The organism is Leptothoe sp. ISB3NOV94-8A (assembly GCF_043421595.1).
Taxonomy (GTDB): Bacteria; Cyanobacteriota; Cyanobacteriia; order Phormidesmidales; family Phormidesmidaceae; genus Leptothoe; species Leptothoe turfae.
Window position 1 is genome coordinate 5,677,773 of record NZ_JAXSQW010000001.1, and the last position, 14,823, is coordinate 5,692,595.

10 protein-coding genes and 1 pseudogene are annotated in these 14,823 nt (G+C 46.8%); 6 read left to right on the forward strand and 5 right to left on the reverse strand.

The window, feature by feature from the left end:
- Positions 1-63: 63 nt before the first annotated feature.
- The 3 genes from SPB21_RS24350 to SPB21_RS24360 form a co-directional block, all read right to left on the reverse strand.
- Positions 64-366: a hypothetical protein gene (locus SPB21_RS24350; RefSeq protein ID WP_499867893.1), complete on the reverse strand. Its 303-nt coding sequence runs from the start codon at positions 364-366 to the stop codon at positions 64-66.
- A 90-nt stretch (positions 367-456) separates the two neighbouring features.
- Positions 457-1,224 carry a hydroxyacylglutathione hydrolase gene (gloB, locus tag SPB21_RS24355; RefSeq protein WP_163696424.1) on the reverse strand — a complete coding sequence of 256 codons (768 nt, stop codon included), beginning with the start codon at positions 1,222-1,224 and terminating at the stop codon, positions 457-459.
- 46 nt (positions 1,225-1,270) lie between these two features.
- Positions 1,271-1,636 carry a DUF2834 domain-containing protein gene (locus SPB21_RS24360; RefSeq protein WP_250565580.1) on the reverse strand — a complete coding sequence of 122 codons (366 nt, stop codon included), beginning with the start codon at positions 1,634-1,636 and terminating at the stop codon, positions 1,271-1,273.
- Between the two features lie 95 nt (positions 1,637-1,731).
- On the opposite strand from SPB21_RS24360, the gene SPB21_RS24365 reads away from it, so the two are divergent.
- Together SPB21_RS24365 and SPB21_RS24370 are read left to right on the forward strand one after the other, a co-directional pair.
- The gene (locus SPB21_RS24365; RefSeq protein ID WP_499867894.1) at positions 1,732-2,559 is read left to right on the forward strand and encodes a helix-turn-helix domain-containing protein; all 828 of its coding nucleotides are present in this window, start codon (positions 1,732-1,734) and stop codon (positions 2,557-2,559) included.
- A 431-nt stretch (positions 2,560-2,990) separates the two neighbouring features.
- Positions 2,991-3,371 (forward strand): annotated as a pseudogene (locus tag SPB21_RS24370) (Clp protease N-terminal domain-containing protein); the annotation flags it as partial.
- A 504-nt stretch (positions 3,372-3,875) separates the two neighbouring features.
- Here SPB21_RS24370 and SPB21_RS24375 read toward each other — a convergent pair.
- Together SPB21_RS24375 and SPB21_RS24380 are read right to left on the reverse strand one after the other, a co-directional pair.
- Positions 3,876-4,802, reverse strand: coding sequence for a DMT family transporter (locus SPB21_RS24375; protein WP_499867895.1), 927 nt, complete (start codon positions 4,800-4,802; stop codon positions 3,876-3,878).
- Positions 4,803-5,013: 211 nt separating this feature from the next.
- Complete coding sequence (locus SPB21_RS24380; RefSeq protein WP_163696415.1) at positions 5,014-5,982, reverse strand: sulfotransferase family protein; 969 nt, start codon at positions 5,980-5,982, stop codon at positions 5,014-5,016.
- A gap of 698 nt (positions 5,983-6,680) precedes the next feature.
- On the opposite strand from SPB21_RS24380, the gene SPB21_RS24385 reads away from it, so the two are divergent.
- From SPB21_RS24385 to SPB21_RS24400, 4 genes are all read left to right on the forward strand, one after another.
- A complete protein-coding gene (locus SPB21_RS24385) occupies positions 6,681-9,980 on the forward strand; it encodes a LamG-like jellyroll fold domain-containing protein (RefSeq protein WP_499867896.1) in 3,300 nt (1,099 codons plus the stop codon).
- Positions 9,981-9,991: 11 nt separating this feature from the next.
- Positions 9,992-13,864, forward strand: a complete 3,873-nt coding sequence (locus tag SPB21_RS24390) for a hypothetical protein (RefSeq protein WP_499867897.1) — start codon at positions 9,992-9,994, stop codon at positions 13,862-13,864.
- A 68-nt stretch (positions 13,865-13,932) separates the two neighbouring features.
- Positions 13,933-14,217: a hypothetical protein gene (locus SPB21_RS24395; protein WP_163696409.1), complete on the forward strand. Its 285-nt coding sequence runs from the start codon at positions 13,933-13,935 to the stop codon at positions 14,215-14,217.
- An 86-nt stretch (positions 14,218-14,303) separates the two neighbouring features.
- A complete protein-coding gene (locus tag SPB21_RS24400; RefSeq protein WP_023077127.1) occupies positions 14,304-14,819 on the forward strand; it encodes a hypothetical protein in 516 nt (171 codons plus the stop codon).
- The last annotated feature ends 4 nt before the right edge of the window (positions 14,820-14,823 follow it).

Genomic DNA, 14,823 nt, shown 5'->3' on the forward strand with positions numbered 1-14,823 from the left:
AGGACCATGTCACCTTGGTCGTGTGGGTTGAGAGTGGTCTGCCTCTGAAAGGCTTAAGCTTAGCTACCAAGTATAGATGAGGGATGTTCCCGTGCTGAAATAGCGGCTGTGTAGGGAGACACTAAATATTTTGGGCGAGAAGGGTGATGTGGATTGCGATCGCACCCCATTCACTACAGAGTTTGAAGTGTCAGGCTCTGTCGCGTCCATACCTGTCATACCGACAGCTGTAGTGGCAGTGGGTTGCCAAGCAGTCAGTTGCCACAGGGAAGATTCAGCACGGGAGATGTGCAGGGGAACAAGCCAAAACGCAGTGAGGGCTATGCCACCCAGCATTTTGATAGCAAGGGAGGGGGCCAATGTCATAGGGAAGTGTGTCTACGCATTATGTCCCTAATGTATAAATTGGCGTCCGGCCTGACATCCCCCAACTAGATCACCCAATCGGGTGATGTGCTAGAACATATCTTTCATGCCACGAATACGCCCAAAAACGCGAGCAGGCTCTTTCATCTTAGCGGTTGCCTGGAGTGCGGGTTGGTCCCAGCGCAAAAAGGGATTAGTTTTTTTCTCAATACCTAGCCATGAGGGGACTGTGGCCTCCTGACGTTTGCGGGCTACTTGTACCTGTTGATAACGGTCTTGCAAATCTGCGTTTTGCCCATCTACGGTCACTGCAAATTTGAGATTGCTGAGGGTATATTCATGGGCGCACCAAACGCGCGTATTGTCTGGCAGCTGCCGTAATTTGCTCAGGGAATTGACCATTTGGGCTGGGGTGCCTTCAAATAGTCGTCCACAGCCACCGGCAAATAGGGTATCACCGCAGAATAATTCTCCCGGCTGATGCGCTTCAACCGGAGCAAAATAATAGGCAATGTGGCCTTTGGTGTGACCAGGCACAAAGAAGACTTGGCCGGTGCGTCCACCAAATGTGACGGTATCACCTTCGTGGAGGAATACTGTTTGGCCAGGAATGCGATCGCGATCAGCTTCACTAGCGTAAACCGTTGTGTTAGGAAATTTAGCCAGTAGTTCACGATTACCCCCCACATGGTCACCATGGTGATGGGTGTTGAAAATAGCGATGAGTTCAGCACCCAATTCCTCAAGCTTACTTAAGACAGACTGCGCTTCAGTTGGATCTACAACGGCTGCCCTAGGTCCATCCTGAAGCAAAAAAATATAATTATCTGACCAGGCGTTGAGGCGATGGATTTGCATACTAGAAGTGGAATCGCTACCACCTCTAGTATGACGGAAAGCTTCTCTATTGACCCAGGCTACCTAGCTGCCGCTCTCGCATATATAGAAAGAGGGGTAGAGAGCAGGACAAACCCACACCCAAGGTGCAACCTAAATAGAGCCATAGCCAACGTCGGGATAGGCCAATTCGCGATAGTTCGAACCAGGCGAAACAGAAAAAGACCAGACAAGAAATAGATAAGTCAACGGTGAGGGCGATACCCACTGGTGTAGAAAATGCTTGGGCAAAAAACTTTGAGGCTGAGGCCGTCCCTGAGAAGAGAAACTGATCCAGAAATATCCAAGGCAGGATGCTACCGATAACAGTTAGCGTCAGATACAGTTTGCACCTTAGAGGTCTGGACTGCTGGATAGAGATAGTGCTCATCATGAGTTTCCGTAGCGGTGATTGCAACGATTATGGCCTGCCCACATAATAGAAACAATTACCTTTGAGGTAATCGAATTCGTGAAACTTTGAAACTGATGTCAGCAGCGCCGTTCACAACATTGCTGAAATCCTGGCGGAAGCAGCGTGGCTTTAGTCAGCTAGCGCTAGCGCTAGCTAGTGATGTATCCCAGCGGCATCTAAGCTTTTTAGAATCGGGGCGTTCCCAGCCCAGTCGAGAGATGATTTTGCGACTGGGAACGGTTTTAGAAATACCGTTTCGTGATCAAAATACGTTGCTAACGGCAGCAGGGTTTGCCCCTGTTTTTGTAGAGAGCGACTTATCTGCACCGGAGTTAGCACCGATTCGGCAGGCACTGGATTTTATGCTGCGCCAGCAGGAGCCTTATCCGGCGATCGTGATGGATCGCTATTGGAATCAATTGGAGAGTAACCAATCGGCGCAACGTTTGTTGACATATCTGATTAAACCGGAGCAGCTGATGAACTGTTGCTCGGCCAGTGGACAGATAAATTTAATGAAGGCGATGCTCCGCCCGGATGTGTTGCGGCCAATAGTGACTAATTGGGAAGCTGTGGCTGCTGTGTCAATCCGTCGGATCCATCGTGAGGCAGTGTCCGCTGGTGAAAATAGTCTGTCTGAGCGTCTGTTCCAGGAAATGTTGAAATTCCCTGACATCAAAACTCTTTGGCAATCAAATGATTATGAATCTTGGCAGGTGCCGTTGTTAACGGTCAAGTTTGAGAAAGAAGGCACTACCCTGGCATTCTTTTCCACTCTGGCTACGTTAGGCACACCCTACGATATCACCCTACAAGAGTTACGCATTGAGTGCCTGTTTCCAGCTGATGAAATCACAGCAGAGAAGATGCATGGCCTGGCAAAGGAGCAGGCAAATGCATAACCTAAGCGTTACTGATCCTCCTCTAAAGCAACAACGGCATCACTTAAATGGTGGCCAATTATCACTTTGGCTCATCATAGGTGTCATTTCTTTTTAGAGTGGATATAATTGTTGATTAGCTGCTCATGGAGGTAGAGCTGCTAAGTACTTGGTCGTAAGTGTCAGAACATAGGCTGTTTAGCACTTTTGAAAATATTAAGGAACGTCACTGCTAGAAAGTGTGGCGACCTATGCTCTGAGGTTGCCCCTTAGCATAGCGTTATAACGCTTGAGAGTTGGCTGAGAGTTTGTGTTTAAAATTTTGTTCATTTTGTTGAGCACTGCTGACTACAGCGATGGCTTATGTTGCCATCTTGTCGGAAATTGTTTGGAGGATAGTGACTGCTGTCTATCCAATGTCAACTGTTGTCAATAATTTGGAGGTTTAGTTTATGTTTGAGCGGTTTACAGAAAAGTCCCGTGCCATTATTGTTCAGGCTCAGGATGAGGCTAGGAGAATGGGACACAACTTTGTTGGTACAGAGCAGATACTGTTAGGGATGTTGGCAGACGGTGACAATGCAGCTGCTAATGTTCTCTCAGAACGAGCGATAACCCTGGAAGATGCACGCCAAGAGGTGGAACAGATTATTGGTCTTGGGACAGGATTTATAGATACGAAAATTCCATTCACCCCTAGGGCAAAGCGTGTGCTAGAGATCGGTCTTGAAGAAGCTAAAAAGCTAGGTGATGAGCACATTGAGCCCAATCACCTATTGCTGGGCATCATCCTTGAGGATGGGGGTGTTGCAGCTTTAGTTGTTAAAAAGCTAACCAATACCTCAGATAGTCTGGTTAAAAGTATTTACAGGCAGCTTTCTGGTCCAGGTTGATACTCTTAGATAACTCATTTTTTAAAACACAACAGCACCCAAAACAATCGACTGAAGGATTCTTCTAAGCTCAACAAGACTTCTTAGAGTTGTCGTATGTAAGGTGAACCTACTATAAACAAAACTCTCTAGTGCCAGTAAGAAGAGATATCAGTGATTTGTTTGGGTGCTGTCTTTGATCCGTCAAACGATTCTATCGAGATATCTATCGTCAGACCTCCTTTCGTTTTGACTATGAGCCTTTCAGCTCATGTCCTTAGAGTATGTCGGCAGTGCTTCAATATCTCTGCTTTGATACAAACGTTAATGTTGTTTTTGTCACTGTTATCCTGATTAAGCAGTGACATAACTCTATGGAGACTGGGGTTGATGCCATGGTGAGCGGTGGAGCCATCATCTTTGCAGGAAGATTCTCAGCTATCGAGAGAAAGGATATGGCTGTAGCTACGCTTTATTCTGCCAATTCACGAGCATGATACCGGATAAGACAATCACACCACCTACCAATGAAACCAGACTCGGTATCTCTCGTAACCATAGCCAAGCAATAAACAGAGCCGCTACAGGAATGAGCGATAGGTAACTGCCAGCTTGGGATGCCGGAATCTTAGAAAGCACATAGGACCAAGCAATGTAAGCAACTACCCCTGGAAACAACCCCATGTAAACAACTGATAGCGTTGGCCCAAAGGGCGCATGCAGTGTAGAAAACACAGCATGGGGTGCAAATAACACTAAGACTAGAGTACCTGCCCAGATAGCATAGGTCGTAAATTGAATTGCAGTGTAGCGCTGTAATAACGGTTTTTGGATGACTGAGTAAACGCTGATGCAAAGCGTGGCCATAAACACCAACAATGCTCCAAGGGAGAACTGTAAACTGCCGCTACTGGCAAGAGAAATGGTGGCTACACCAGCTACACAAAGGCTAATCCCGCACCAGCCTGCTTGAGTAAGCTTTTCACGATAAAACAGTGATGCCAGTAAAGCGATAATGCCAATTTCTGACGAGATAATAAAACTGGCCATGCCAGCAGACACTGTTAGTTGGCCCGCATTTAAAAACACATTGTAAAGAGTAAATCCTGTGATCCCACAGAGACTGAGCAGCGGCCAGTCTTGTCGACGTGGTAATGGCATTCGTTTGAGAAGGGCATAAACTAACAGGATTGCAGATGCGACTAGGTAGCGTAAAACAGCTACCTCTAATGGGCTGTAGGCTGTTAACGCAACACTAATGGCGGGAAAAGCTGAGGCCCAAAGCAATATCGCGCTGAAAAGGGCTGCCATGACTAATGCACTGGGACGTTTAACAGGTTCACTCGCCTGAGGGCGAGGAGTCGCATGATAGAGCGGCTGTGATAGCACCATGAAGGAATTAACTCTTACGGTCAGAACAGCAATAGCTTAAATGCAATGTCCCTTACAAAACAATCTATAACTTTCATCGCATTGCTTTTAAGTTTTTATTAGCTAAAGACATCGGGAGCAGACGTTCTTGTGTTAACTCAGACGGCGTAGTTCGATGACCTATCCTAGCTAAGGCTCTATGGAGGTTGTTAGTGACTGACTCTGCCAAAAACTAGCTTGATGCAATTGTAGGATAATTGTGCAATTCAAAGTAGGGCGTTAGTCGTTGGATGATGCGTTGTTGGTGTTGTGCCACTGTTGGTATTAACTGGGTAGGTCGCTTTTTGATCAGTGAATCATAGTCGATAGCCACGTCTGGTTTGACGTCTAGAAAGTCAAAAATCTTTTTCAGTGTGGCTTGGGGCTGTTCACAAAGATCTTCAAATCGGATAGACACATAGACCGAGTCTGGCAGACTCTGAATGTTACTCATAAAATAAGACGTAGACGTCAAAGATTGTTGCAAGACTTTATTGAGGCCGATACCCAAGTATGGAAAATACATGATGCGGTAAATCAGCCGAAAAAGTGGATTTTTGAAGATCTTGTTGTATCGGTTGGAAACAAGTCCTGTGTAGGCATTCCACTCAGAGAGGACTTTATCCACTGTTTTGAGCTTTGAGTTGATTACATGGATGGGATTGCGGTGGATAAAGATAAATCTTGCATTGGGTATGGCCTGGCGAATATAGAGAAAGTGAGGATAGCACCAGGGATTTTTGAGCAGAATGGGTTTACCAGAATCGGAGATGCTCTGGATCTTGCGACAGGCTTCTAAAAACTTGGGTAAGCTTGCATCGTTGATATAAAGCTCGTGTCCGGCATTGCGAATAATGAAGCCATATTCTTCGGGTAGTTCTGGAGAAACGGGGACTGCATCGAATTCGCGATCGCTAATCCCTAATTGCCTAAACTCTGTCTGTAGTTCTTGATATTTTTGTTTTTCAAGATGATTGAAATGGTTATGTAAGATCTCGTTGTACTTGATAATGTGATAGGCCGTCACCACATTAAAGTATTGTGTCGATGCTAGAGTCTGGTAAAGCAGAGTTGTTCCTGAGCGATGATCGCCAAGAATAAAAATTGGCTGAAAATTAATCTCCTGTATCTGATTGAGATAAGGCTGATCTAAAGGATTCATGAGTGATGCCCCCAGATAAATGTGTCCCCAGATTATATTGAAGAGGGTTAAGATTTTTGCTTCGTTAAAAGGGCTTTGCTCAGAGCCTATGGTGTAGTTTCACAAGATTATTAAAAATGACAATGACCTGAAGACTGGCTCAACACTAGCCTACAGGTGTTTCTAAATCTGTGATTTGAAATACGTGTGACAGAAGAAAATCAATAAATAATGTCGCTCTAAAAGCTTGATTTTATGCGGATATGCCGCATGGAGGCAATAGATCGCTGCAAACCTCCAATGCCTGAAGGATGTATAGAATGTTGTTTTTGATGTTTAAGCTCTTACCACGAGATCCTGTTGAAATATATATTTCAACACATTATGATTAACCTGTAATAAAGGAAATACCACTGGTATTTCAGCAATCTTCGTTTTTAATAATATATATCCTTTTGCTAAATTGATTTGCCTTAGATTTTCTTGATTAAACTAACGGAAGTAGATTGACCTCTTTTTATGGGTTGATGCGGGTGCTGCATGTTACAAAAACATGAAGAATTATGGCTGCTACTTTGAATGCATCAACTACAGTGGATATGCTTGCAAACAATAAGTGGTTTTACTAGAGCAGCATCTTTATTAAGTTTTATTGGCTCACGGCGATGCTGGTGAGCTGGCTTTTCGGTAACTTTCTCTGTTGTTGTTGAGTTGAGTTTATGTCAGATGTGATTGGCCAAGGTCGCTTGGTGGTGACAAATCCTGCTGCGCCAGAGAGTGCCAGGCATTTTGGGGTTCAAATCAGTCAGCTGCAAATTCAGTTTTATGATCTATCTGACAACACTCAATTGACCGCATTAGAGTGGTGGGCGCTGGTTCAGGAAAGTTTGGGCGGAGCTGCCAATGTGCAAGTGCCAGGGCATATTGTCTTGACGGGATTGCCAGCCACTCCCAGCCCAGCTTTCGTAGATATTTCTGTAGGGGTTAGTGATGTTGCAGGGCAGTCAGTATTTACATTAACGGTGCGTCAGGCAGCTCCGTTTGGTGTGAGCCCAAGTGGTCATGTAACGTTTCAAGATTTAGATCTCACCTTCACTCAAATGGCTGCTGATGTTGCAGTATCTGGAGGTCTTAAGGTTATATTGTTGTTCGATCTTTTGGAACAACCAGTGGCTCTGATTCCTGCATGGGACGATGGCCAATTAGTTTTCAATGCGACGGGTCCCAAGGTTTCAGTGGGCCAGGTTGGGGTGATTGAAGAGACTGAAATTACGGTGAAAACCCTTGCCCATCCGTGGCCATCTTTGCAGACGTTATATTCATTTGAAGCTGTTTCTGGGAATATCATTCGTGATGCGTCGGGCCAGGTGGCGATTGATTTGACGGTGTATACCCCTGATTTGGTCACCCTTGAACGGGGTGCTTTGCTTACCCAGGCAGATACTGAGATCGCAACCGCTCCCCGTGATGCGAGACAACCATTGCCTGCTCCTCGACCTGTGAGGCGACTGATTCAGGCCTGTCAAGATACCCAAGAAATTTCTGTGGTGCTGTGGTTTAAGCCGGCGCTGCAAAATCAAAGCGGTCCAGATCGTCTGATTACATTATCGTCAGATTTTTCCGAGCATAATTTTCTAGTTGGCCAACAAAAAGATCATTATGTGGTGCGTCTGCGGACAACTGTGACTGATAAAAATGGTCGAATAAATAAAGAAGATGTGCTGCACTCCCCAAATAAATCTGTTCAACTGCGGCCTACATGTCTAGTGTTTACTCGTTCTATGCCGATAGCAGGAGAGCCTAACGCGTATCTATATCTTGATGGCAAGCCGGTTGACTCGGCTACTGTCGGTGGTGATTTTAGTACTTGGGGAGATTTTGAACTTGCGATCGCAAACGAATTCAAAGATCCCAATCGTTCCTGGCAAGGAGAATTTTATCGCATTGCTGTTTACAACAAAGCGCTGACTCCAGAGCAGGTACGCCAACTTTACTATCCCCAGGTACTGACAACAGGGGCCCTCAGGTTAACCGATATGCCAGCACCATTAGATCAGCCCCTGGCAACGGAAATCGTATATGAAGATGAGTTCAGTTTGATTCAATCAAAGGCAACGACACCTCGGTTGGCAACCCCCCAATTTCAGTTTGATCGCATTACCCTCTCCTGGAAAAAGGTCGGTCCCAATCCTTGGGCATTAGAGCAAAATAGCAGTGCCGTAGAAGCCACACTTTGGCAACAGAATAAGTTCACCCTAGGTACCAAGGATAATTCGGGCCAACCAGAACAGTTTTTACCCTTAATTCCGCAGCCTAATCAGCCACTCACATTTATTTTGCAGGATTTAGGAGAAATCACCGTTGAGAACTTTGAGCTACAGCCCAGTAGTTTTGACAATCGACCTCAGTGGGAGCTGATTGCTGATGTGCGGGAGTCTGAGATCAACTTGCCAAGCATTAACCGGCCCTTTGATTTCAAAACAGACTTTAAGCTTACCGATTTAGATCTTGTCATTGAATACGTGGAGGACCCGCTGCGAGCTGTTGCGGAAGATCGGGTGTTGCTAACGGGCAATTCTCTTAACCGCGCCTTTAATTTCTATGGACACTCTATCGAAGATCAGTTTGTCCTACGTAGTGCCATCCTCTACCAGTTACCCTTTAGTCTGACGCTGGGTCCCATCCATGAGCCATGCACAACCGTAGTCGTGGCTGATCAGGTGAAGGTCTGCCCGACACCAGGTTGCCGTCAAATTATGAGTTTGGATACTCTGATCGAGCTCAGTGGTGCCGGATTTGTGGCTACTGTCAACGGTACCTTTCCCTGGGAAGATGAGTTTGGGCGACGTCAGGTACTCTCGGTACCGGAGTTTACAACATTTACCATTCCCCCTACGCCCAATGCTTTACTTGCTGAGGCCACAGCACAGCTCAGTCGCTATGCCAACGAGGTTTTTGCTCCAGTTGTTCAATCTAAAGAAGATTTTTATATCATTGATGTTTCAGGTCAGTCGGTACTAATTTATGGGTCACAGCCAAGGTTCCCGGAAACTCAGACAACCATTTTGCCCACTGTCTTGCGTGGCGTCGAAACTATTAAGTCTGCCCGTGGACTATTTGAACTGATTCAGTCTGAGCAGAATGCACAATTGATATTGTCCTTATCCGGACGGTCTGACAGTGAGATTGCTAGCGACTACGATAACTTTCTAGGGCAGCTATCGAATCGTTCTGTGCGGCCCTCTAGTTTTGAACAGGTTAGACGACGACTGGCCAAACTGTTACCTGTGCCCATCACTCAGGCCCTGCAATATGTTTATAGTTACGATGCGCAGACAGTAGATCTAGTAGGCGGTATGCGTCTACGGGTTGAATACCAGAATTATCAGTTTGTGCATCCTGTGGATAGAACAGCTGACACGGGTTTTGTTAGTAGTGGGACAGCTTATTACACCCTGCATTTTGAAACGGACGGTGCACAGGATTTTTTAGGGTTTGATCCGTTTTTGTCAGCTGTGCCAACGGCGGTGGAGTCTACCAGTCAAGCGACCAGTGGTTTAGTAGATCTGTTGCGACCAGGGAATCGTAAGGCCTTCTATCGGTTGATGTATCCGGATGAGTTTCTACCGTCCCAGGGACGCATTGGGGCAGAGCGAGTGGCGTTGTTGATTGGGGCGAATGATTTCAACACGTTAGAAGAGGCAACAACCTATTATCGCAATCCCAGGGCTGCCAGGAGTCAACCGCCAACGAATATTGCATTGGTCTACTTCCGGGGGCGAGCCACCGTGGTGCCTGAGATTGCTATTTTTGTGCAAGAACAGCCAGCCTATGTGCCGGTGGGCACCACCTTGCGGCAAGTGGCGGAGCGCTATGGCCAGGCGGCTTTACGAGCCAGACCTCAACGGTTGGTTTATGAAGGGGTCGAGAATACACCAGACTATCGGTTTATAAATCTGGGAAATAATACGAATGCGTTGGATCTACCGCTGTTGCAGGGCGATCGCATCTACTTTTAGGGGGAAACATCATGGCAATTCCCCGTTTTGATGGGTTAGGGACTGGCTTTTATCGTCTGGTTAATGTGGCGGCTGACACTGGAGTGGTGACTACTCCTGCGGGTGTTGATGTGCTGTTCACGGATTTAGCACTCAATTTTGCCAATGGTGATGCGCAGGCTGACAATCTGGATTTATTAACTACCTGGTCGAGAACTGCTGGGATATATCTGTTTCTGCCGACCCAGGTGATAGATGTCGAGACCTTTGATTTTGTGACGTTGCGATCGCAACTCCTAGAACTGCGTCAATCTCCTGCCTATCGCCAAGTACGCTTTTTGTGGGTCAACAATCCCAGTGAGTCTCTTTCTCAATGGCAGTTACAAAGTCTCTCCATAGATGATGGGCGTGTTAGTCGTCAATCAACCTTTGACTTAGGGGGGTATGCACTGACGTTACCCAGGGGCACCACAATTGTCCCAAGCTCAGCCGGGTTTACAGGCACCACAGCCCTGGCCTATTTGACCACCGATTATGGTGCCCATCAGTTAAGGGGCGTCGGAGAACAAATCCAACTGCCGCTAGTCGGCCCGCGCATTGGTGCTTGGCAGTTTGACTTGACCTTAGCCCGATCTGCTAACTCTACCTATGCCGAACTGGCCTCTTTGGATATTGGTTTTCGGGTCTTTTTTGCGGACCCGTTACTTTCTAGCGATCCAGCTTTGTTTGGCTCAGCAGCATTTTACCAATCGCTGCGCTATCCTCTCTTTGATGAAACCGCAGCGGCGCAAGAGCGCTACCCAGCCGATTTGAAATTGCAAGGCTCATGGGATCCTTTGGATTGCGATCGCAGTTCCTTCACATTTGTACCACTATCAGACAACACACTGCCCAGTCTCCCTTCGGGCTATCGCAGCAACCTAGGCTATACCGTCTATCTGACGCCTCAATCTAGCAGCCAGCTGGTGTTTGCAGCTAAGCCAGCCTCCAGTCTAGGGCCAGCAGAGGGGCTATATTTGACCCCCCAGGGTGAGTTTGGGCTGACCATCCCTCGCCATGATGACAACCCAGCTCGGCAACTGCCCGACTATGGCAAAAATCTGATGTGTGGTCTCTCAGGGGTGGAATATATCAAACTGCTAGAAGCGGGCACCTATACCATTGGCTTTGTCCCTGGTCACCCTGCCTTTGCACCCCGCTACACCCCCAGTCAGGGCCTAACTCAGCGACTACGAGATTTGGTCAATATCCTAACCCAGCGACTCGTCGATGACTTGAACCAGCGAGAGACGCTGAGTAGTCTGTTTGACCCCAACCGAGCTGAGGAGATTTTACTCATTCGCGATACTTTGCTAGGGGAGTTTTTCCCGTCGGGCTATCAGCTACCGTTAGAGGCAACGGAGGCGTTGCAACAACTCTCTAGCTCTGACCTGTCTACCTTAGGAGATTTTGAACAGTGGTTTCAAAATGCTTTACGGGCAAGCCGTGCGAAGGATGACGAGACAGGGATGACTGCAGCTGCTTTAACCACACAAGCTAGTGCAACGACAGCTTGGGCCTATGTGCGGCGCACTGACGGTTCTCCTACCTATTATGCTCAACCCGATCAGTCCATTCTCTATCAGCCGTCTCGTCAGACGTCTCTAATGAACTTTTTGGAGGTGCCAGCCACTGATTTAGAGAACGTATCCGCTACAAATCTTGCTGTAGCCAATGATGTCACTGTAGAGACCATACCCGACACATTTCCGATCTTTCCCTATGGGAGTTTGGCTACCGCGATTACAGATTGTCGTGAATTAGAACTTCAAGTGGTGAACCCACTACGGCGGGCTAAGATCCAGCAGCATTATGAGCAACAAAGTGTGTCAGGGGCCCCGGTCGCTAACGTCAGAACGGCTGCTGTGAGTGCTGTGGGGAGTTCCTTTAGAACAGCGGCCAGCACTGCCGCTATCACGAGTTCAAACCTTGTCAGTGCTGCCGACACTACGACCGAAACTATTAGTGGTACAACACCCCAAGGGCTATTGGCTCGTTTCACCACTGATTACAGCCTTATGAGAGAGCTGGTGCTGGCTCGGTCGACCAAGAATGAGCAGACTCAGTTTTTGAAATTCACCAACATTGAGAGAAGCTCGGCCCTTTGGAGTGCGTTTCAGGCTAATCAGTTATTGCTCGTCATTGACAAGGCTGAGGCACTGAAGTCTTCTTTTAATGACCCTGATGATCCCAATCAAACCATTACTCAACTCACCATTGATGGTTGGACATTTTATCTGGATACGGTGGATGATGCCGGAAACATACTCTGGCGTCCAGAAAGTATTCTGATCTTTAAGTACTACAACAAATCACTGCTAGAGCTAATTGAGCAGCCGAGTCTCTGGTCTCAGGCGGCCACATTTGTGGGGGATGAGGCGAAGATTGCTGAGGTGCGGCAGCGGGTGCGGGCGAGTTTGGAGAGTGCGATCTCAAATGATACCGAAGACATCCCTTTGAAAACCCGTAAACGCTACGCTCCCTTAGCTAATATTGCCCGAAACCCCAACTGGTCCGGCATCATCGGCCTCAACATTCCCGTGCCCCCCGCCGAGGGGTTACCCCCAGAACTGGTGGCCCTAGCTGGCGGCATCAAAGAAGAAAACTTCTTTGCCCAGTATGTTGGCATTGATAGTACTCCTATTCATCCTGATGACAATGGCGCACTGGTGGTGGAACCATCGTCTCTGTTTGGCTTAATTGACTATGAAGACAATCAGCCACCTGAGCCCCACCCCTCTGGCTATAACTTTCAGGTACTGAATCTGCGGGTATTGTTTCAAAATTCTCGGGTAACAGACTTTGCCAGTCAAATTGCCGTTACCCTAGATAAATTATTTGAAGAACGGACTCAGCTCCAAGAAGACTTTAGCGTTAGTAGTCTTACCAATGTCTCTGGACGTAATTTGGTCAATCTCCAGGGGAGTGCTGAAAATCATAATGGTCGTACGACTTATGCGTTTAGCTTTAGCGGCAATAACCGCTTTTTAATGCCCAATAGTGCGATTTTTAACTATATCGATATTGTCAAAGCCCAGTTTTCCTCCGATCCAATTCCTGCTGGGGATAATCCTACTATTACAGGGCGATTCTCCTTCTGGACAAAATTCAACTTTCGTAAGTTGGAAAAATTCGATATTTTCTCCTTTGGCCCTGATGGTGACTTTCCTACCCAAACTGATGCACAGCAGTTTCTCAGTGCGGCAAATCTGGTGGTCACCTTATCGTTTCCCAGAGATGATGCTAATCAACGGTCCTTTGCGTTTGTTCCTGATGACCTCAGCTTTAATCTAAAGAGCAGTGACTTCCGCAACAACAGCCTCTATGCCAAATTTCCCATCACCTTGACCGGGTTTATCCAAGGTCAAGACAAACCCAAAGGCTTTTTACCGATAAAAACTGCCTTGGGCAATGCTTCGCTATCGGCAGACGTTACCTGGTATGGTCTGTCCTTTGATTTAGACCTAGGGAATCTCGGTGCCCTGGCTAGTGTATCCAAGTTTGTGTCTGACTTAGTGGTGCTCTGGTTGCCCAACCCCAATCCTGAGGCAGATACGCGCCCAGAGCCCCAAGTCTATGTGGGAATGAAACTACCAGGACTGTCTGGGGATGTCCTGGGTTTCCCACTGCAAAGTGTAATCAAACTCTCATTTAAGACGGCTGAACTCTTATTTGATCCAGCCGATGGGCCTGACAACTCCACCTACTTGTTAAAACTTAAAGCTATTGTCTTGAAGCTATTGGTGTTGTCGCTGCCCCCCAATGGTCAAACCGAACTGCTGATCTTTGGTAATAGTCAAGGTCGCGATCATCCCATCGGCTGGTATGCTGCCTACGCTAAAGAACCAGCCCAGAGACCACCTTAGGTTCTGATCTATGGGTGATATGTACCCATCTTCCCCAAGATATCTCAACGTTTTTACTTCTATGAAAAATGGCTGAAGAAAATATCCTCAATGCTAATACTATTTCCGCCTTGATCACGGCTGTTAACGACCATTATCAAACTAACTTTCCTGCTCTATTTCCTTCAAACAGCCCCATAACACCAATTTGGAATACAAATATCAATGTCAAGGCAGGTAATGGGGAGGGTACCGATTTTTCTGCTGAAGGTGAACTTGTTACGTTTCCCTTTGATTTTGCAGATCAAGTGGAAGATCAAACCTTTGCTATCAAGGCCAAGATCAAAATTATTAACCAAGGTAATGAGGTCTAGACCGTTTGATAGCCATGTCTCATGGATACTGATAAGTATCTTGTTATAGCCTACTCAATCATCATCTCTTAAGGAGTCTTAATTGTATGTCTGGTATCACCCCCGCTCCATCAGGTGCCAATGCAGCAGAGTCTAAAGTATTTTTTGGTGTTGTTTTAGAACTCGATGGTGAAGAAATTTCTCTACAGCCCCAAAATGCCATTACAGAAATTAAAGAAAAAGGCATTGAAGTGGGCCTTCCGGCAGGAGAACGAGTTGTTTTAGGTACTGTCGGTGAACGTCTGAAAGGGATTCTGCAAGCGCTTGGCGTTGATGACATCTCTTTCTTAAAAGATGATGGCACGTTGGATGAGACACAGCTACCGAGCATTCCTGCCATTCAAACTGCTGTCAATCTGCTGACTCAAGCCAACTTAGCCATTGAAGATTTCCATTTACGAATTCCTCCAACCGGAACTAGCACCAGCGCCCCTGCCAAATCAGAAACGGCTTACACAGTGGGACTGTCCGCTACATGGACTGGAGATGCAGGCACGCTGATCGATAGTTTAGATCTAAAGCTGAAAGGTCTTTATTTCAAGGTGAGTAACGAGGAGGGTTAAGAGA

Excerpts from the sequence above, each read along its gene's own strand:
- gloB (WP_163696424.1), bottom strand. The coding sequence starts at position 1,224 with ATGCAAATCCATCGCCTCAACGCCTGGTCAGATAATTATATTTTTTTG.
- SPB21_RS24350 (WP_499867893.1), bottom strand. The coding sequence starts at position 366 with ATGACATTGGCCCCCTCCCTTGCTATCAAAATGCTGGGTGGCATAGCC.
- SPB21_RS24365 (WP_499867894.1), top strand. The coding sequence starts at position 1,732 with ATGTCAGCAGCGCCGTTCACAACATTGCTGAAATCCTGGCGGAAGCAG.
- SPB21_RS24360 (WP_250565580.1), bottom strand. The coding sequence starts at position 1,636 with ATGATGAGCACTATCTCTATCCAGCAGTCCAGACCTCTAAGGTGCAAA.
- SPB21_RS24385 (WP_499867896.1), top strand. The coding sequence starts at position 6,681 with ATGTCAGATGTGATTGGCCAAGGTCGCTTGGTGGTGACAAATCCTGCT.
- SPB21_RS24390 (WP_499867897.1), top strand. The coding sequence starts at position 9,992 with ATGGCAATTCCCCGTTTTGATGGGTTAGGGACTGGCTTTTATCGTCTG.
- SPB21_RS24400 (WP_023077127.1), top strand. The coding sequence starts at position 14,304 with ATGTCTGGTATCACCCCCGCTCCATCAGGTGCCAATGCAGCAGAGTCT.
- SPB21_RS24395 (WP_163696409.1), top strand. The coding sequence starts at position 13,933 with ATGGCTGAAGAAAATATCCTCAATGCTAATACTATTTCCGCCTTGATC.
- SPB21_RS24375 (WP_499867895.1), bottom strand. The coding sequence starts at position 4,802 with ATGGTGCTATCACAGCCGCTCTATCATGCGACTCCTCGCCCTCAGGCG.
- SPB21_RS24380 (WP_163696415.1), bottom strand. The coding sequence starts at position 5,982 with ATGAATCCTTTAGATCAGCCTTATCTCAATCAGATACAGGAGATTAAT.